A 21469-nucleotide genomic window follows, 5' to 3' on the forward strand; every position below is an offset into this window, starting at 1 on the left:
TTTGTTATGGATACAGGTAATTTTTTTTGACAAAAAATAACATCAATCAATGAAAACTTTCAATTTAATATTATTTCTAACATTTGCAACATTAACATTTACAAATGTTTATGCGCAATACCCCTCGTTAACAGCTGAAGATAAGGTAAGGGAAATGCGCATAAAAAATGATGCCTATGAGCATTCTGATAAGGCTTGGGAAAAGGCTGTAATAATTGTTGAAAAGGAAGCTAGAGAAGGCAAACCATACATTCCATGGGCTTCAAGGCCAACAGATTTGCCTCAGGCTGAAATCCCTGCTTTTCCAGGAGCAGAGGGAGGTGGCATGTACACTTTTGGTGGTCGAGGTGGTAAAGTTTATACGGTAACAAACCTAAGGGACAATGGACCGGGAAGTTTCCGTGAAGCTTGTGAAAAAGGAGGAGCCAGAATCATTGTGTTTAATGTAGCAGGAATAATTAAGCTCAATAGACCATTAATAATCCGCGCACCATATATTACTATTGCTGGACAGACCGCACCAGGGGATGGTATCTGTATTGCCGGTGAATCGGTTTGGATTGATACCCATGATGTCATCATTCGCCATATGCGTTTCCGTAGAGGTGAAACATTCGTTGGGAGAAGGGATGATGCTATTGGTGGAAATCCCGTTGGTAACATCATGTTTGATCATGTTTCGGCAACTTGGGGCTTAGATGAAAACATGTCTATTTACAGGCATATGTACAATCCGGGCGAAGGCTACAAAGACAAAAAGTTTCCAACCGTTAATATTACCATTCAAAACAGTTTGTTTGGTGAGGCTTTAGATACATACAATCATGCATTTGGTAGTACTTTGGGTGGGGAAAATTGCTCATTCATGAGAAACATGTGGGCTAATAATGCCGGAAGAAACCCATCAATAGGTTGGAATGGTATATTCAACTTTGTAAATAATGTGGTTTTCAATTGGGTTCATCGTTCATTGGATGGAGGAGATTACACAGCCACTTTCAATATAATAAATAACTATTTTAAACCAGGGCCATTAACACCTTTAGACGAGCCCATCAGTTACCGAATACTTAAACCTGAAGCCGGTAGAAGTAAGTTGGATACCTTAGTTTTTGGAAGGGCATATGTTAAAGGAAATATAGTTGAAAATAATCCAAAAATAACGGAAAACAATTGGGCAGGTGGTGTTCAAATTGAAGGTAAGGATGGGGAATTAATGAATCATGAAGAAGCTGATGCTTATTTCCCATACATGAGAAAGGAAGAACCCATTAAGCCGATGCCATGGTTAAATATTATGGATGCCAATCATGCCTATGATTTTGTATTGAAAAATGTTGGCGCTACGCTTCCTATTCGCGATAAAGTTGATGCCCGAATAGTTAGAACGGTTAAAACTGGGACTCCTGAATACGTAAAAGGTTTGGATGAAGACTTGTTCTACCAATTTAAACATAGACGTTTACCCAAAGATTCGTATAAGCAAGGTATAATTACTGATATTGAGCAAGTTGGGGGTTATCCTGAATACAAAGGCACTCCGTATGTTGATACTGATAATGACGGCATGCCTGATGATTACGAACAGAAGTTTGGATTCAATCCACAAGATGCCAGCGATGCCAATAGTGATGTAAATAATGATGGATACACCAACATTGAAGGTTACATAAACGGTATAAATCCAACCGTAACTGTAGATTGGAAAGATTTAAGTAATAACAAGGAAACCCTTACAGAACCTTTATTAAAATAAACTTTCCAAAGGTTAGTAGGTTTAACGAAAATAATGAGACAGATGTTTTTAAGAAAAATTGGTTTATGCATATGGTTTGTTGCTTCAATTTTCACTCAAGTTGATGCCCAACAATATTTAGATCCTGAATATATTAAAGTTACCCGAGAACGAGGGGCTAAAATAGTGTCGGAACTAAATTTAGATAATAAGGAAAAGGAAGAAGCGGTTACTAATATAATTGCAGAGCAATATCAAAACCTAAGTAAGATTCAAGATAAAAGAGATGTTAAAATTGAAGCATTAAAGAAAAGCAAACTTTCAGAGGAAGCACAGAAGAAAAAAATTGATAAGGTAAATGCAAAGGCTGAAAAATCACTTGATAAATTGCATAAATCTTATATTAAAAAATTATCAGTTCATCTAAATGAAGGAAAAATTGATGGAGTAAAAGATGGTATGACCTATGGCGTTTTGCCAAAAACTTATGCTGCTTTTCTGGAAATGATCCCAAGATTAAGCAATGAGGAAAAGGAGTATATTTTCAATAATCTCAAAGAAGCTAGAGAGCATGCCATGGATGGTGGGTCTTCGAAAGAAAAACACGCATGGTTTGGTAAATATAAAGGAAGAATAAATAACTATTTATCCGCGAGAGGCTATGATTTGGAGAAGGAAAGAGACGCATGGTATATTCGCATAGAAGAAAAAAAGAAGAATAATTCTGAAAAATAGGCGTATTTTTAATAAGAATGATTTGCATTAAATTTTAAAATCCCTCAACATGTCAAATTCAAACATCAAAACATATAGAATATTAATGCTTTTGAGTTTTTTTTGCTCAGTCTTTCAAAATCTACATGCACAATATCCTGAAATTCCAAATGAACTTCAAGCCAAAACAGATGCAGCTTTAGCAAAGGAAGAAGTTCGATTGAATAAAATATGGGATGATAATTACCAAATCATTAAGGAAGAAGCAAAACAAGGGAGACCGTATGTACCATGGGCATCTTATCCTGCCGATTTAATCAAGGCAGAAATTCCTGCATTTCCGGGAGCCGAAGGTGGTGGAGCATTCACCCCAGGAGGAAGAGGTGGAAAAATCTTCGTGGTTACCAGTTTAGCCGATTCTGGTGAGGGTACTTTAAGGCAAGCTTTGGAAGCTTTTGGAGCAAGAACCATTGTGTTTAATGTTGCCGGAATTATTAAACTGGGAAAACCAATCAATATACGCGCACCTTATGTGACGATTGCAGGTCAAACAGCTCCGGGTGATGGCATATGTGTGGCTGGAGAATCCATTTTAATTGACACCCATGATATTATTATCCGGCACATGCGCTTCCGACGTGGGGCAACCGATGTTACTAGAAGAGATGATGCATTGGGGGGAAATGCCGTGGGCAATATTATTATAGACCATTGCTCGGTAAGTTGGGGTTTAGATGAAAACATATCATTATACCGTCATAAATTTAGGGTACATAATGATGCCCAATTTGAAAAATTGCCGACGGTAAATGTTACAATTCAAAATACTATTTCTTCCGAGGGGCTCGATACTTATAACCATGCTTTTGGAAGTACTATTGGTGGATTGAACAGTACTTTCGCTCGAAATCTGTGGGCAAACAATATTTCCCGAAACCCTTCAATTGGCATGTACGGCAGTTTTAATTTTGTAAACAATGTTTTGTTTAATTGGTGGAACCGTTCGTTGGATGGAGGTGATTTCCGTTCCATGTTCAACATTATCAATAACTACTTTAAACCAGGTCCGATTACGCCAACTGATCAACCCATACGCTATAGAATCCTGAAACCGGAATCAGGCTACTTAAAACCCAAAGCATTCGGTCGTGCCTATATTGAAGGCAATATTACTGAAGGAACTCCAACTGTAACCTCAAACAATTGGAATGGTGGGGTACAACTTGAAGACCTTTCTCTTGACAAATCTCAAGACTTCTTGAACATGATTAAACAGCCAAAACCATTCCCGATGGCTCCAGTAACCATATTGGATGCAGAAAAGGCTTATGATTATGTTTTAAACAATGTTGGAGCCACATTACCAAAAAGGGACGCGGTTGACGAACGGGTTATTAATCAAGTTAGAACTGGAAAAATAAACTACCCTGATGGGTTGAATAATACCATTGGAAAAGAGTTTGTAAAAAGACGATTACCTGATGATTCCTACAAAAAAGGCATTCTTACCCACCCTAGTCAGGCCGGGGGTTACCCAGAATACAAAGGAAAACCCTATAAGGATTCTGATGGTGATGGCATTCCAAACAAATGGGAAAAGAAATATGGTTTAAACCCTGATAATGCTTCAGATGCAAATCAAGATTTAAATGGTGACGGCTACACAAACCTTGAAAAATACTTCAATGGCATTGACCCAAATAAGAAAGTTGACTGGACAAACCTTGAAAACAATACCGATACATTGGCTAACCTGGAAGAAGGACTTTTACAATAGTGAAGTTCAATGAATAATAATGACGAATTATATTTACATAAAAAAAATAGGGTTATTATTTATCTCGTTGAGTTTTGCCATAAATCTGGGTAATGCCCAAAACACATTTCCGGATATTCTTAAAAACAAAAACGGAAAAATAATAAATGCAGCTGATAGTTTAGGGAATGTTGTTCCTGATTTTTCCTATGCGGGATATATGGCTTCCGAAATGGCCATTCCAAATGTTGAAGCTAAAATTTTTGTGCCTTATCAAAATGAAGATGCCACTATAAATGTCCAAGCAGCCATAGATTATGTTAGTGGTTTAAAACCTGATGCAAACGGTTTTAGAGGTACCGTGCTTTTGGATAAAGGAACGTTTAAAATCAACGGAACACTTTACATCAAAAATTCAGGAGTGGTATTGCGAGGAAGCGGAAACCTTGATAATGAAACCCTTCTTTTAGGAACAGGTGTTAGTCGTGAAGCCATAGTTCATGTTTTGGGTGTTGATAACAGAATTTACAATGATACGTTGCAATTAGATGACGTTTATGCACCAATTAGTACAAAAACACTTCAACTTAAAAATGCATCTAGGCTGAAGGTTGGAGATGAAATTATCATCAAAAAGCCATTGACCGAGAAATGGATTAAGGAGCTTACGATGGACTATTTTGGCGGCGAAAGTGGTTGGATTGGATGGAAATCCAGAGATTGGGATATTACTTCTAACAGAGTGATTAATGATGTTGAAGAAAACAAAATTACAATAAATGCACCTTTAACGTTTAATGCCAATGATGATTATAATCAAGCTGAAATTATAAAATACACATGGCAAAGTAGGATTGAAAATGTTGGTATTGAAAATTTAAGTATCCATTCCACTTTTGACGAATCAAACCCCAAAGATGAGGAACACCGATGGTTTGGCATTACCATGGAAAACGTGAAAAATGCTTGGGTTCGCCAAATCAATTTTAAGCATTTAGCGGGAAGTGCTGTAAATCTTTTAAAATCTGCACAACAGATAACGGTTGAAGATTGTGTGTCAACTGAGCCAATTTCTGAAATAGCAGCATTCAGAAGGCAAACATTTTATACAGAAGGTGAACAAACCTTGTTTCAGCGTTGTTATTCCGAATATGGCTATAATGATTTTTCGGTTGGTGGTTACGGCACATCGGGACCAAATGCCTTTGTGCAATGCGAATCACATTTGTCTTTTAGCAACAGTGGCGCTATTGGAAGTTGGGCAACAGGTGTGTTGTTTGACGTCGTTTATATTGATGGAGATGCATTAAATTACAACAATAGAGAACAAGCAGGACGAGGAGCCGGATGGACAGCCGCTAACAGCGTGATTTGGGAGTCTTCAGCTTCTAAAATAGCATGTTATAGCCCACCAACAGCTCAAAATTGGGCATTTGGTGTTTGGGGCGGTATTATGACGGGTAACGGCCATTGGAAAGATGTAAACAATCATATTACACCACGGAGTTTGTTTTATGCTCAGTTAGAAAACAGATTGGATAAACTTTCTATGAACCCTTATGTTTATGATATGGGTTCAGAACCAACATCTAGTCCTACTATAGAGCAAGCTGAAGAACTCACCAACGAGGCTTCAAGACCTAAAATGACATTGAAATCTTGGATTAAAAACGTTTCAAAAGAAAATAAAATTTCTGTTGATTCAAAAAAACTAAAATCGGTTCACGATTTAAAAAACAAATCGATTCCTAAAACAGATAGTCATTCAAAAGTCGAATTAAAAAATGGCTGGTTAACCTTCAGTGGCAAAGTCATTTCCGGAAAAACAGCCCCTGTGATGTGGTGGCGCGGTAGTTTGCGAGATTACGATGCTAGTAAGGCATCGGCTCACGTTACACGATTTGTACCCGGAAAAACAGGTAAAGGCTTTACCGATAATTTAAATGATGTTGTAGAGGAATTCAAGATCAACAATGTTGCTGCTTTAGACCATAATTATGGCCTGTGGTACGAACGTAGAATGGATGACCATGAGCGTGTAAGAAGAATTGATGCGGATGTTTGGCCTCCTTTTTATGAACAACCTTTTGCCCGTTCGGGAAAGGATTTGGCATGGGATCACCTGAGCAAATACGATTTAACAAAACCTAATTTATGGTATTGGAGCCGTTTAAAGAAATTTGCTGATTTAGGGGAAAAGGAAGGCCAATTGCTCATCAATCAGCAATATTTTCAGCATAATATCATTGAGGCAGGAGCACATTGGTCCAGCTCACCATGGCGTTCCGCAAATAATATCAATGAAACAGGGTTTCCAGAACCAGTGCCCTATGCGGGCGACAAGCGTATTTTTATGGCAGAACAGTTCTATGATGTGACCAATGAAAACCGAAAGAAACTGCATCAACAATTCATTTGGCAATCACTTGCGAATTTTAAAGATAACAGTAATGTTATCCATTTCACTAGTGCCGAATATACAGGACCACTTCATTTTATAGAGTTTTGGCTGGACGAAGTCAAAAAATATAAAGATGAAACTTCCGGAAGGGGTATTATTGGTTTAAGCGCCACCAAGGATGTTCAGGACGCTGTTTTAAATGATTCAAAACTTAAAAAAGGTGTTGATTTAATAGATATCCGTTATTGGCATTACCGTGAAGACGGAACTGCATATGCCCCAGAAGGAGGAAAAAACTTGGCACCAAGACAACATGCCCGAAAAATGGATACAGGAAAAGAAACCGAAGAACAGGTTTATCGTGCCGTTATGGAATATCGCCAAAAATATCCGGAAAAGGCCGTGCTCTATTCAACCAATGCTGCACCCAGATTTGGGTGGGCGGTTTTAATGGCAGGAGGTTCATTGGCCAATATTCCAAAAATTGGTATCTCCGATTTTTATGAAACCTTACCGTCAATGAAAATTCCAGAAAACATTAATCACCACAGTGAGTATTGGGCATTAGAAAGTAAAGGGAATGCCTATTTGTACTATCTGAAAAGCACAAATTCTGTTGAGGTGGACTTGTCGAATTTCAAAGGAAATTATGAATCCTATTGGATTAACCCCAGCGATGGTTCAGTTTTGGAAACACAAGTTTTAAAAGGCAATTCGAAGCAAAAACTTTCAAGCCCAAAAGTAAAAAACGCGGTGCTTTTTATAAATAAAAAAACAAACTAATCATGATAAAAACAAAACAACTTCTTTTCAGCTTCATAGTTCTAGGCTTTTTGGTGTCTTGCAAGGAAATAAAAAAAGAGCAAGTACAAAATGAACCTGAAATGGAAGGGATGCCAAAACTTGAAGTTTCAGAAAACGGACATTATTTCCAAACCAAAGAAGGAAAACCTTTTTTTTGGTTGGGTGATACAGGTTGGCTGACTTTCAATAAATTGGATAGAGATGAAATAAAAAAATATTTTTCCGATAGAAAGGATAAAGGGTTTAATGTAATTCAAATCATGACCATTCATTCTTTGCCTGTTGCTAATGTATATGGTGATTCGGCCTTGGTGGCGCAGGATTTATCCAAACCTTTGGTTACAGAAGGCAATAGTTTTGAAAACGCCAATGAATATGATTATTGGGACCACGTTGATTATGCATTGGATGTGGCCAAAGAAGAAGGTTTATTTTTGGGTATGGTACCTGTTTGGGGTTCTCCTGTAAGCGATGGAAAAGTAAATTTAGAGCAAGCAAAAGCTTACGCTAATTTTTTGGCAGCACGTTTTAAAGAGAGGGATAACATCATTTGGCTAGTTGGTGGTGATACCTATGGAAATGAAAATACAGAAATTTGGAATGCCATTGGAAGTATTTTAAAAGCGAATAACCCAGAGCGATTGGTCACTTTTCACCCAAGAGGAAGAACGGATTCTTCCGATAATTTCCATAACGAAAATTGGCTTGATTTCAATATGTTTCAATCAGGTCACCGTCGCTACGACCAAGATGATACTGAACGCAATTATGGCGAGGATAATTACAAATTTGTTCAAGTGGATTTCAATTTAAAACCTACCAAACCAACTTTAGACGGTGAGCCATCATATGAAGGCATTCCACAAGGGCTGCATGATACCTTGCAACCTCTTTGGAATGATAATGATGTACGCCGTTATGCGTATTGGTCGGTTTTTGCTGGTGCGGCTGGTTTCACTTATGGCAACAACCATATCATGCAAATGCACGAAAACCATAGCAAACCCGAAGCCTATGGAAGCAAGACCTATTGGGTTAAAGCATTGGACGCTCCAGGTGCTACACAAATGCAATATGTAAAAAAACTGATGCTTAAATACCCGTATTTTGAGCGTGTTCCAGATGAAAATTTGGTTGCCAATCAAGGTGAAAAGTATGATTACAAATCGGCCACTCGCGGTGACGGTTACGCTATGATTTATGTGTATAATGGTAAAACCATTTCGGTAAGCATGGGAAAAATTAAAGGAGAAAACGTTCATGCTGGGTGGTACAATCCAAGAAATGGCAAAACCACAGATATTGGCGTTTTTAAAAATGAAGGCGTACAAGATTTTAAGCCTTCAGGTGAAGCCGTTGATGGTAACGATTGGATATTGATTTTAACCTCTAAATAATGACAACCGTTATGAAAAAAATAGTGCTCATTTTATTTGTCGCGTTCACTTCCTCTTTTGCATGTGAAGTTTTTGCTTCAAACGGGTGGTTTAATATTCTAGAACATGGAGGAAACAATAAAGGTGAATTGTGTACTAAAGCCATTCAAGAAGCCATTGATAAGGCGGCAAGTCAGGGAGGGGGCACCGTTTATTTTCCGGCTGGTGAATATTTAACCGGAGCTTTAACCCTTAGTAACAATATTGTTTTACATGTTGAGGCTGGAGCTGTTTTGAAGTTTTCAACCAATTTCGACGATTATTTGCCATTTACCGAGGTGCGCTGGGAAGGAACGGTCATTCAAACGTTTAAGCCACTCTTGCACGCCCGCAATGCTGAAAATATTACAATTACTGGGCGAGGAAACATTGATGGGCAAGGTGAAGCATGGTGGAAGGAAATTTGGCGGATTGAGTCAGCTAAAGAGAAATTAGAGTTGACCAAGTATCAAAAAATGACACAAGCGGCTAACAAGGATGTAAAAACAGCCGATTATTATAAGCGCACAAGAAGTTATTTGTTTCATAGGCCACCGCTGTTTCAAGCCTTTCAGTGTAAAAATATCACAATTGAAGGTGTTACCATTCAGAATTCACCATTTTGGACCATCAATCCCGCGTTTTGCGATAACATAACGATTGATAATGTGACGATTTTCAATCCGTATTCACCGAATACCGATGGCATCAATCCTACTTCTTGCAAAAACGTTCATATTTCAAATTGCCATATTAGTGTTGGTGACGATTGTATTACCATAAAATCTGGTCGTGATGCCGATGGTAGAAAATGGGCAACCCCAACCGAGAACGTTACAATTACCAATTGTACCATGCTTAACGGTCATGGCGGTGTGGTTATTGGCAGTGAAATGTCTGGAGGCATTAAGAAAATCACCATTTCAAACTGTGTTTTTGATGGTACCGACAGGGGCATTCGTTTAAAAGCTGCCCGTGGTCGTGGTGGGGCGGTTGAAGATATTAGGGTGTCTAATATTGTGATGAACAATATCAAAAATGAAGCTTTCATGCTCAATTTGTTTTATGATAAGAATACGGTTGAAGGTCCTGTAACTGAGGAAACACCAATATTCAGAAATATTCATATCAGTAATGTTACGGCCTCAAACGTGAATACTGCAGGACGTATTCTGGGAATTCCAGAAATGCCTATTCATAACATCTCTTTTTCGGATGTTGATATCGATGCCAATGAAGGGTTTTCAATTCATACAGCAAAAAACATCGAATTTCATGATGTCAAAATAAGTACTACAATAGGTTCGGCTTTTGAGGTTGAAGACGTCGAGCAGCTTATTTTAGATAATATAGGAACATCAAAACCCATTGAGGATAAACCTGTGGTTCGTTTTAAAAATGTGAAAACGGCTTTGATTACGAATTGCTTTCCTATGGTGCCAACCAATACATTTTTATTTGTTGAAGGCGATAAAACTAAAGATATTTATTTAAAGAATAACATTTTGAAGAATGTTTTATTTCATACCAAAACTGGAAGTTCAATTGAAGGTAAAGTATTGGAAGACTAGCAAAATTTATGTTAATGGGAATTAAAAAAATATTGGTTATTGCGGTTTTGGTGAGCGTATTCAATTGTACTTCAAAAAAAGATGCCTATTTATTTACATCCTTTAGAGAGCCTGCAACCGAAGGTTTATATCTGGCCTACAGCGAAGATGGTTACCATTGGAACGATTTAAAAGGGCCATATTTAAAGCCAGATGCTGGTGCGAGTAAAATCATGCGCGACCCGTCTATAGTTCGCGGGAAAGATGGAACGTACCACATGGTTTGGACTACCGATTGGAAAGGTGGTGATGGTTTTGGCTATGCAAGTTCTAAAGATTTATTCCATTGGAGCGACCAAGAATATATTCACGTGATGAAAAATGAACCAACCGTTGTGAACGTTTGGGCACCCGAAATTTTTTATGATGAAGGTGAAGACAGATATATCATCATTTGGGCGTCAACCATTCCTTTTCGCTATGAAAAAGGTGAGGAAGAGGAAAAAAACAATCATCGCATGTACTATGTTACAACTAAAGATTTTAAAACTTTTTCAGATACCAAATTATTTTTAGATCCAGGTTTTAGTGTAATCGATTGTGTTATCGTAAAACGAGAAAAAAACGACTATGCCTTGATTATTAAAGATAATACAAGACCTAATAGAAACTTAAAAGTGGCTTTTGCTAAGTCGCCTTTAGGACCATTTGAGAATATTTCAGAACCCTATACAGGTTTTCTTTCGGAAGGGCCAACCGTGTTGCAACAGGATGGAAAATACATAATTTATTACGATAATTACGGTGAGAAGAATTATAAGGCGGTGAGTACCTCAGATTTTAAAACATTTGAAGATATCTCAGATAAAATTTCATTGCCCGAAGGCCATAAACACGGTACAATTACGACGGTTTCGAGAAGTGTTTTAAATGGCTTGATTGAAAAAAGTAAAGAAAAATAAAAGACAATAAAGATGAAGTTAGGTTTTAAATTAATCATCGCAACACTTTGTATATTTGTGGTTTCTGTGGTACATGCACAGCAAGATACCGTAAAGTATGTTGGTAAAACCTTATCAAATATAGATTATCATCATGGCATGCTATCTCCTGCCGTTGGGGTACACGCAACCCAAATTATGAGGGCAAGCAGAGAGCATCCCGAAAAATCGGATGGTTTTGGTTGGACGTACAATCATGCACCAAATATCGCATACTGGAACAACACCTTTTTTGTTCAGTATTTAAGCGACCCTGTTGGTGAGCATATTCCACCTAGCCAAACGTTTATGTTGCACTCTAAAGATGGTGAAAACTGGAGTTTTCCAGAAGTAAGCTTTCCTATTTACAGTATTCCGGATGGTTATCAAAAGGAAGGCGTTGAAGGGATTGCCAAAAACCTGAAAGCTACCATGCACCAGCGTATGGGCTTTTTTATTTCATCAGACAACCGTTTTTTTACTTTGGCGTTTTATGGTATTTCGATGAATCCCAAGGATAGCCCGAATGATGGAAATGGTATCGGGCGTGTAATTCGCGAAATTTATAAAGATGGCAGTTTAGGACCCATTTATTTCATTCGATACAATCAAGGTTGGAATGAGTCTAACACCAACTATCCGTTTTACAAAAGCAGTAAGGACAAAGGTTTTATAAGGGCTTGTGAAGAGTTGTTATCTCAGCCATTACAAATGCAACAATGGGTGGAAGAAGCCGATAGGGACGACCCATTAATTCCGTTGAAAGAACAATATAAAGCTTTTAGTTATTACCACATTCCCGATGGAAGAGTGGTTGGCCTTTGGAAGCACGCTTTAACTTCAATTAGTGCGGACGGTGGTAAAACTTGGCAGTACGATCCGCTTAGGGCACCAGGTTTTGTAAATAGCAATGCTAAAATTTGGGGACAAAAAACTTCCGATGGGCTTTATGCCACTGTTTACAATCCTTCAGAATTTCGTTGGCCATTAGCTATTTCAACCAGCGATGATGGCTTAAATTATACCGATTTGTTGTTGGTGCACGGCGAATTGTCTCGAATTCGATATGGTGGAGCTTATAAATCGCATGGTCCGCAATATGTGCGAGGAATTACAGAAGGAAATGGCACACCTCCAGATGGAAAAATTTGGTTAACATACAGTTTAAACAAAGAAGATATTTGGGTGGCTTCGGTGCCAGTTCCTGTAAAGCGCTCTGTGGATGAAGCCGTAAACGATGTATTCAATAATTTGCCAGAAGGCAAAGAATTGGATTTGTGGAATACTTACGATTTGCAATGGGCAACAGCAAATATAGAAAAGAAAGATGGTACCAAATGGTTAACACTTCGGGACCAAGACCCTTTTGATTATTCAAGAGTAGAGCGCGTTACCCCGTTTGCGGAAAAAATGGAAGTGACGTTCACCGTTAAACCAGAGCAAAATGACCATGGCATGCTTCAAATTGAACTGCAAAACAAACAAGGTCTACCTTCTGTGAGGTTGATATTTGATGAGGAAGGAAATCTAAAGCAAAAAATGGGGTATAGATTGCGAAATATTATGCCATATGAAGCAGGAAAGGAATACACCATTAAGTTAACTGTTGATTCGACTACACGTTTATACACGGTTAACGTAAACGGAGGAAAGGACGTAAAAGGCATATTTTTCATGCCAACGCACGGTATTTCCCGTGTGATGTTCCGAACAGGTGAACAACGCTATTATCCAACCGTTGATACACCAGTAGATACGCCAAATTACGACGATGTACCGTTTACTGGTGCTGCGATTCCAGAGGCGGTTTTTAACATAAAATCATTGATTACAACAAAATTATAAATTGAATACCCTGAGAAGCATACTTGTTTTGGTTCTATTGTTTTCGGCTTGTAAATCAGCTGAAAGCACAATGGATATTAGCATTTCAAATGTTATGTGCGAGATGGCTGAAAACCCTTTAGCAGTAACTAAAACACAACCACGTTTTAGTTGGAAGTTAAAATCGGATGGTTTTAATGTTTCACAATCAGCATATCAAATTTTAGTATCGTCTTCAGCAGAAAAACTTGATGCCAATGAAGCCGATATTTGGGATAGTGGAAAGGCGAATGCATCACAAAGTCATTTGGTAAACTATAATGGCAATGCCTTAAAAAATGAAACCAAATATTTTTGGAAAGTAAAAGTTTGGAATGAAAATGGAACAGAATCACCATGGAGTGAGCCAGCCTATTTCAGAATTGCACCGGCAAAAGAAAGTTTAAACCCAACTTGGATTGGTGCCATTACCAAAGCCGAAAGCAATTTGCCCGAAGGCAGGCATTATCATACGGCCTCCTTTAAGAAATCAAGGCGACAGGAAATTATTGATGCTTCAAATCCGTTGGCGCAACAAAGCATCATGCTTCGCAAACCGTTTTCACTTTTAAAAAAAATAAAAGATGCGGTGGTTTACATTTCAGGTTTGGGACATTACGAGTTGACCATTAACGGTGAAAAAATCGGAAACAGCCAGTTTGCACCGTTGTGGACTGATTATGATAAATCGGTTAATTTTAATACTTATGAAATTCCCGAAAACCTTTTAAATGAAGGAGAAAACGTTATTGGCGTAATGTTGGGGAATGGCATGTACAATACGGTACAGGAACGTTATACCAAGTTTTTTGTGAGTTTTGGTCCACCAACTTTATTTTTTAAAATGAAGTTGACTTTTGACGATGGCTCGGAAGACCTTATTCAATCTGACGAAAGTTGGACATACAGTGACAGCCCAATTACTTACAACGGAATGTTTGGTGGAGAAGATTACGATGCCAATTTGGAACAAAAGGGATGGAATCAATCAGATTTTGACGATTCTAATTGGAAACCTGTTGTTATTCAAGAAGTGCCAAATGGGGAGTTGAAAGCGCAATCGGCTTCGCCCGTTACCATTCAAAAACAATATGATGTTCAGGAATTAACGCAACCAATCGAAAATACGTTTGTGTTTAATATGGGGCAAAACTTATCCGGTTTTCCAACGATGAAAGTAAGAGGTGAAAAAGGACAAAAAATCAGACTTTGGACTGCCGAACGGTTAAAGGATGACGGTACAATTTCTCAAGGCGGTTCAGGAAAACCCTATTATTTTGAATATACTATAAAAGGCGACGGTGTTGAAGAATGGCAGCCAAAATTCAGTTATTATGGTTACCAGTATATTCAGGTAGATAGCATCAATTACAAAGAGGAAAAGAATGGTGAATTTCCAACTTTGCTAGATTTAAAATCTAATTTTATCTATAACAATTCCGGTGAAGCGGGAACTTTTGAGTGTTCCAATGCAATTTTCAATAAAGCACACGAGCTCATCAATAATGCCATTAAAAGTAATTTTCAGGCGGTATTGACCGATTGCCCGCACCGTGAAAAACTGGGTTGGTTGGAAGAGGCACACCTTAATGGGCCAGGTTTGATTTACAATTACAACATGCAGACTTTCATTCCAAGCATCATGGAAAATATTAAAGATGCCCAGCGTGAAGACGGCATGATTCCAACCATAGCACCAGAATATGTGGTTTTTGGTGGCGATTTTACCGATTCACCGGAGTGGGGCGTAACAGGAATTATTTTACCCTGGATGTATTATGAGCACTATGGCGACGATGCCTTAATAAGGGAATATTATCCGGTTATGAAACGCTATATCGATTATTTAACCTTAAAGTCCAACAATTATATTGTATCTTATGGTTTGGGCGATTGGTACGATTATGGCGAACATGCCGCTGGATATTCAAAAAATAGTCCTATAGCATTGTCTGCCACAAGCCATTATTTCTATGCCGCCAAACTTTTTGCGCAAGCAGCAAAACACTTGAAAAGAATGGAAGATATTGATAAATACAATACACTCGTTTCTGACATAAAAACAGCCTTTAACAATGAGTTTTTCAACAAAGAAACCAAACAGTATGGTACCAATAGTCAATTTAGTAATGCCGTTCCCATTTTTATGGATATTGTTGAACCTGAATATAAAGAGGTCGTGATGCAAAACTTGTTGACCGATATTAAAAATAGGGGATATCGATTAACAACTGGCGATGTAGGTAATCGTTATTTATTCCAAACTTTGGCTAGAAATGGTGAAAACGAAGTGATGTACAAAATGAACAATCACTACGACACCCCTGGTTATGGATTTCAAATTAATTTTGGTTTGACCACTTTAACCGAGCAATGGGACCCAAGTAAAGGAAACTCGTGGAACCATTTTATGATGGGTCAAATTGAAGAATGGTTTTATGGAAGTTTGGCAGGCATAGTCCCCGATGAAGAATATCCTGGTTTTAAGCATTTCTTTATCCAACCAGAGGTTGTGGGCGATTTAACTTATGTAAATGCGAGCTATGAATCAGTTTACGGGAAAATAGTTTCCAACTGGGAGAGAAACGGAGATAGTTTCATTTTAAATATTGAAATCCCAGTAAATACAGCATGCACGGTTGTGCTTCCAACTTCAGAAAAAGAAAGTGTTACAGTTAATGGCGGATTTTTTGATCACGTACAGCAAGAACCGGGGAAAACATCATTAAACCTTGGTTCAGGAAGCTATACAATTCAATGTTCACAATAAACGCAAAAACGATGCGAATAAGAAACATTCATACAAAATTTGGGCTAATGCTTTTGGTGTTATCATTTGCAAAGGTTGTGGCGCAAACTTCAGACACCAATTTTGAAGTACCGGTTATGGAAACCATCAAGAGAATTGAAACTATTTTCAATGTTGAAATAAAGGATTATGACCATTTGCTAAACGATAAAGTTCTGGAATATGCCAATTGGCGTATCCAACAGGGCAATTTAGAGTTATCGTTATCTAATGTTCTGGTGCCTTTCAATTTGGTGGCTTTTAAAAATGGAGATGGTACCTATGAAGTTAGAAAATTTCAATACCATAGGGTTTCTGAAGCTGTTGCAGAACAACGTTTATCCTTTTTATCGCATTTATACCATAATAAGGAACAATGGGAAGCCCGAAAGGCTGAACTAAAAGCCTGCATGACATCTGCTTTTGGTTTGGATAAAGCTCCCTTGATGCCAAAATCGGAACCCATATTGACCAAGCAAAGAATTTACGATGGCTATAGCGTTGAAAATATTGGTTTGGAAATTCTCCCTGGAGTTTATACTACGGGTTCCATCTACAAACCTTATCCGTTAGGCGAAAATGCAGCAATAGTTATCACACCCAACGGTCATTTTGGTAATGGCCGCTACCGGGAAAGTGAGCAAATAAGATGTGCTATGTTGGCCAAAATGGGAGCAATCGTGATCAATTATGATTTATTTGCTTGGGGCGAATCCAGATTGCAATTTCCATCATCAACGCATCGAAATAGCATCGCTTCTACCATTCAGGTTTTAAGCGGCATGCGTTTACTCGATTATGTTATAACTCTAAAATATGCTGATAGAACTCGTGTAGGTGTAACTGGTGGTTCTGGCGGTGGTTCCCAAACCATGTTTTTATCGGCGTTGGATGAAAGAATTACCGTTTCGGTGCCGGTGGTTATGGTTTCTGCAAACCATTCTGGCGGTTGCCCGTGTGAAAGCGGAAGGGGCATTCACCTATGTGGCAATGGAACTAATAATGTAGAAGTTGCTGCCATGGCGGCTCCAAAGCCCCAACTTATTATTTCCGACGGAAAAGATTGGACTCAAAACGTGCCCGAAACGGAGTTTCCATTCATTGAAAGAACCTATAGTTTTTACGATAAAAAAGATGCTGTAAAAAATGCGCATTTTAAAAATGAAGGGCACGATTATGGCTTTTCAAAGCGCATGGCCATGTATCCGTTTATGGCAAAATATCTCGATTTGGATTTGAACAAAGCAAAAAACAAACAAGGAAAAATTGACGAGTCCACCTGTATTATAGAACCTTATGAGGCTTTATACGTGTTTAATGATAAAGAGGAAAATTTACCAAAAAACGCCATAAAGGATATCGATAAACTTTATGAGTTGTTTGGGGAGAAAAATTTAAGAGTGCATGACGAAAAAGAGTAAACTGTTTTTTTACACATTGGCTTTAATTTTTGGAATTCAGGATGTCGAAGCACAATCCAATCAAGAATTAAAACTTTGGTACGACGAACCGGCAGAAATCTGGAACGAAGCCCTTCCTTTGGGCAACGGCCGTCTAGGGGCCATGGTTTTTGGCGACCCAAGTGTAGAACGTTTACAACTTAACGAAGAAACCATTTGGGCAGGCTCACCAAACAGCAATGCGCATGCAAAGGCTCTAAAAGCCCTACCGAAAGTGAGGCAACTAATTTTTGATGGAAAATACAAGGAAGCACAGGATTTGGCAACTTCAGATATTCGTTCACAAACCAATAATGGTATGCCATACCAAACCTTTGGAAGTTTGTATTTGTCATTTCCTGGTCATCAAGACTATTCCAATTATTATCGCGATTTAAACATTGAAAATGCTACTGCCAAAGTTCAATATACGGTTGATGGGGTGGAATATACCCGTGAAATTCTTTCGGCATTTAAGGATGATGTCATTGTGTTGAAATTGTCGGCCAGTCAACCAAAAAGCATTTCATTTAATGGGTTTATGGTGAGTCCGTTTGATAAAACAAAAACTGTTACGGAAAACAATCAAGTGGCGCTTTCTGGTGTAACCAGCACCGTTGAAGGGCAAAAGGGACAAGTGAAATTTCAAGGGCGATTAACGGCCAAAAATAAAGGCGGAAAACTTTCTATACAAAATGGTATAGTAAGTGTTGAAGGAGCAGACGAAGTCACATTATATATTTCAATTGCAACCAATTTCATAAGCTACAAGGACATTTCTGAAGATGAGGTTACTAAAAGCAAGGCATTTTTAGACAAAGCGATTGAAAAGGATTTTGAAACCATCAAAAAAACACACGCTGCCTATTATCAAAAGTTTTTCAATCGTGTGACTTTATATTTGGGCACTACTGATGCGGCCGAAGAAACTACTGATGAACGCATTCGTAAATATGCACAACAATTCGACCCGCAATTGGCCGCCTTATATTTCCAGTTTGGGCGTTACTTATTAATTTCCTGCTCACAACCTGGAGGGCAGCCTGCCAATTTGCAAGGTATTTGGAACGATATGTTATTTCCGCCATGGGAAAGCAAATACACCATGAACATTAATGCTGAAATGAACTATTGGCCGGCAGAATTGACCAATCTTTCAGAAATGCATGAGCCTTTTATTCAGTTGGCCAAAGAAGTGGCAGAAACGGGCAAAGAAACAGCCAAAATCATGTATGATGCAAACGGTTGGGTGTTGCACCACAATACAGACATTTGGCGTATTACCGGCCCCATTGATATGGCAGCATCAGGTATGTGGCCAACAGGTGGTGCCTGGGTGTGTCAAGATTTATGGGAACGCTATTTATATACAGGAGATAAGGAATTTCTAAGGGAAATCTTCCCGATTATGAAAGGCGCCGCGGCTTTCTTTTTGGATTTTATGGTGAAAGACCCCAATTCAGGTTATTTATTGGTTGTACCTTCAAATTCACCTGAAAACACTCATGGAGGAGAGGATGGAAAATCAACAATTGCGGCAGGCACTACCATGGATAATCAATTGGTTTTCGATTTGTTTACCAATGTTATGAACGCAACAGATATTCTAGGCGAGGATAAAAATTTCACCAAAAAATTAGGTGCTGCATTAGCAGAAATGGCACCCATGCATATTGGGCAATACGGACAATTACAGGAATGGTTGATGGATTGGGACGACCCCGAAGACCACCATAGACATGTTTCTCATTTATACGGATTGTTTCCGAGCAATCAAATTTCACCGTTTAAAACGCCCAAATTATTTCAAGCGGCTAAAAAATCGTTGTTTTTTCGTGGTGATGAGTCCACGGGATGGTCTATGGGTTGGAAAGTGAATTTATGGGCGCGGTTATTGGATGGCGACCATGCTTACAAACTGCTGCAAGACCAATTGCATTTGGTAACCGCAGATCAACGGAAAGGGGGCGGAACCTACCCAAATATGCTTGATGCCCACCAACCATTTCAAATTGATGGTAATTTTGGCTGTACTGCAGGTATAGCCGAAATGTTGATGCAAAGTCACGAAGGGGCAATTCATCTTCTTCCTGCGTTACCTTCAAAATGGAAAAATGGAGAAATAACGGGATTGAAATCCAGAGGGGGCTATGAAATTGATTTAGCATGGAAAAACAACCAAGTTTCCGTTGTGAAAATTACATCAAAATTTGATGGCAATTGCCGTTTGCGTTCTCAAATACCCTTAAGAGATTCCAAAGGAAAAGCATTAAAAAGTGCCAAAGGAAATAACCCAAATCGGTTGTTTATTGATGTGAAGGTAAAACAGCCTGTCATTTCGGAAAAAGCAGAAATAGAGCCTTTAAAACTTCTAAAATATTACGAATACGATGTACCCATGAAAGCAGGAGAAACCTATGCGTTTTATAGAAAATAACATTTGAAAAATTAGAAATGACCTTGAAAACAATACATATAAAGCTTTTAGTGATCACTTTTCCAATAGTTCTTGTAGGTTGTAATCCTCAAGAGAATAAGGAAAGCTCCGGCTATGTTTTAAACGTTGAAGACTACAAGCCTTATGTAGATTATTTCAATAGAATGGAAGACGAAAACATTACTAAAGCCATACCTAATGATAGTGCATGGAGTTGGATGGAAAAAAATATTCCGTTGTTTGATTGTCCGCAGGATAATTTTGAGGAAATGTACTATTTCCGTTGGTGGAGCTTGCGCAAACACATCACTGGTACGCCACAAGGTTATGCCATTACTGAGTTTTTGGTGGAGCGCTCTTATGCCGATAAATATAATTTAATAGCCTGCGCGCTTGGGCATCATATTTATGAATTCCGTTGGGCACACAACCCCGAATACATCAACCAAAATGTACATTTATGGTATCGGGGAAATGATGGTAAACCGATGCAAAAACTGCACAAATTTAGTAGTTGGACACCCGATGCACTTTACAATATGTATTTGGTCAATAAAGATGAAGATTTTCTTTTAGATATATACCCTGATTTGGTTGACGATTATGCCAAATGGGAAGAAGAACGTCAGCGACCGGATGGTTTGTTTTGGCAGCATGATGTAAAAGATGGCATGGAAGAATCATTGAGTGGTGGGCGTCGTGTTCAAAATGTCCGCCCTACAATAAACAGTTATATGTATGCCAATGCCAAAGCTTTGGCTACAATGGCAGAAATGAAAGGTGATGAAGAAAAAGTTTCTTCTTTTGAAACTAAAGCTAGTACGCTGAAAAACTTGGTAGAAACGAAATTATGGAATACTGATGATATTTTTTTTGAAACGTTGACAGAGAAAGACACATCGGCAAATGTACGCGAAGCCATTGGGTTTATTCCTTGGTATTTTAACCTGCCTTCAAAAGATAAAGGATTCGAACAAGCTTGGGAGCAATTTAAGGATGATGACGGTTTTGCAGCACCATTCGGGTTGACTACCGCCGAACGCCGCAGTCCACGTTTTAGAAGTCACGGTACTGGAACCTGCGAATGGGATGGTGCCGTCTGGCCCTTTGCCACGTCGCAAACACTAACAGCTTTGGCTAATTTGTTGAACAACTATGACCAAAATGTGGTTGATAAAACCGATTATTTCAAACAAATGAATTTGTATGTGGAGTCACAATACTACCGTGGCAGACCATACATTGGCGAGTATTTGGATGAAGCAACGGGCTATTGGCTAATGGGCGATAGAGAGCGCAGTCGTTATTACAACCATTCTACGTTCAACGATTTAATCATTTCGGGTTTGGTGGGTTTGCGCCCTAGGGCTGATGAAAAAATTGAAGTCAATCCGCTAATTCCAGAAGATAAATGGAATTGGTTTTGTTTGGATAAAGTGCTTTATCACGGAGACATCATAACTATTCTTTGGGATAAAACAGGTAAAAAATACAAAAAAGGAAAAGGGTTAAAAGTTTTTAGAAATGGAGAAGAAGTAGCTTCATCCCAAAACTTAGAAAGACTTATTTCTGAATAAAATAAAAGCG

General features: G+C 38.5%; 12 protein-coding genes. All 12 read left to right on the forward strand.

The features are described 5' to 3' along the window. The first annotated feature begins 49 nt into the window (after positions 1 to 49). Genes ACB104_RS13325 through ACB104_RS13380 form a run of 12 tightly spaced genes read left to right on the forward strand, consistent with a single transcriptional unit; the run spans position 50 to position 21459 of the window. Entirely contained in the window at positions 50 to 1756 is a 1707-nt protein-coding gene (locus ACB104_RS13325; RefSeq protein WP_370479490.1) for a pectate lyase family protein, read from the forward strand. Positions 1757 to 1798: 42 nt separating this feature from the next. Beyond that, positions 1799 to 2470: a DUF3826 domain-containing protein gene (locus ACB104_RS13330; protein WP_370479492.1), complete on the forward strand. Its 672-nt coding sequence runs from the start codon at positions 1799 to 1801 to the stop codon at positions 2468 to 2470. 49 nt (positions 2471 to 2519) lie between these two features. Further along, positions 2520 to 4226 carry a pectate lyase family protein gene (locus ACB104_RS13335; protein WP_370479494.1) on the forward strand — a complete coding sequence of 569 codons (1707 nt, stop codon included), beginning with the start codon at positions 2520 to 2522 and terminating at the stop codon, positions 4224 to 4226. A 19-nt stretch (positions 4227 to 4245) separates the two neighbouring features. Continuing rightward, entirely contained in the window at positions 4246 to 7389 is a 3144-nt protein-coding gene (locus ACB104_RS13340; protein ID WP_370479495.1) for a DUF6298 domain-containing protein, read from the forward strand. A gap of 2 nt (positions 7390 to 7391) precedes the next feature. Then, positions 7392 to 8807, forward strand: a complete 1416-nt coding sequence (locus ACB104_RS13345) for a glycoside hydrolase family 140 protein (protein WP_370479497.1) — start codon at positions 7392 to 7394, stop codon at positions 8805 to 8807. A gap of 11 nt (positions 8808 to 8818) precedes the next feature. Continuing rightward, positions 8819 to 10396 (forward strand): glycoside hydrolase family 28 protein, encoded by a 1578-nt coding sequence (locus tag ACB104_RS13350; RefSeq protein WP_370479499.1) that lies wholly within the window; start codon positions 8819 to 8821, stop codon positions 10394 to 10396. A 14-nt stretch (positions 10397 to 10410) separates the two neighbouring features. Then, on the forward strand, positions 10411 to 11337 hold the full coding sequence (locus ACB104_RS13355; RefSeq protein ID WP_370479501.1) for a glycoside hydrolase family 43 protein: 927 nt from the start codon (positions 10411 to 10413) through the stop codon (positions 11335 to 11337). 12 nt (positions 11338 to 11349) lie between these two features. Further along, positions 11350 to 13200 (forward strand): six-hairpin glycosidase, encoded by a 1851-nt coding sequence (locus ACB104_RS13360; RefSeq protein ID WP_370479502.1) that lies wholly within the window; start codon positions 11350 to 11352, stop codon positions 13198 to 13200. A 1-nt stretch (position 13201) separates the two neighbouring features. Then, positions 13202 to 15988 carry a glycoside hydrolase family 78 protein gene (locus ACB104_RS13365; protein ID WP_370479503.1) on the forward strand — a complete coding sequence of 929 codons (2787 nt, stop codon included), beginning with the start codon at positions 13202 to 13204 and terminating at the stop codon, positions 15986 to 15988. A gap of 11 nt (positions 15989 to 15999) precedes the next feature. Beyond that, positions 16000 to 17427: an acetylxylan esterase gene (locus ACB104_RS13370; RefSeq protein ID WP_370479505.1), complete on the forward strand. Its 1428-nt coding sequence runs from the start codon at positions 16000 to 16002 to the stop codon at positions 17425 to 17427. Beyond that, the gene (locus ACB104_RS13375; protein ID WP_370479507.1) at positions 17411 to 19882 is read left to right on the forward strand and encodes a glycoside hydrolase family 95 protein; all 2472 of its coding nucleotides are present in this window, start codon (positions 17411 to 17413) and stop codon (positions 19880 to 19882) included. The genes ACB104_RS13370 and ACB104_RS13375 overlap by 17 nt, the downstream gene beginning before the upstream one ends. Positions 19883 to 19899: 17 nt before the next feature. Beyond that, positions 19900 to 21459 (forward strand): MGH1-like glycoside hydrolase domain-containing protein, encoded by a 1560-nt coding sequence (locus ACB104_RS13380; protein WP_370479509.1) that lies wholly within the window; start codon positions 19900 to 19902, stop codon positions 21457 to 21459. Positions 21460 to 21469 lie beyond the last annotated feature (10 nt).

Origin of the sequence: Tamlana flava, from assembly GCF_041287255.1 — a bacterium.
In the GTDB taxonomy this organism is placed as follows: Bacteria; Bacteroidota; Bacteroidia; order Flavobacteriales; family Flavobacteriaceae; genus Tamlana; species Tamlana flava.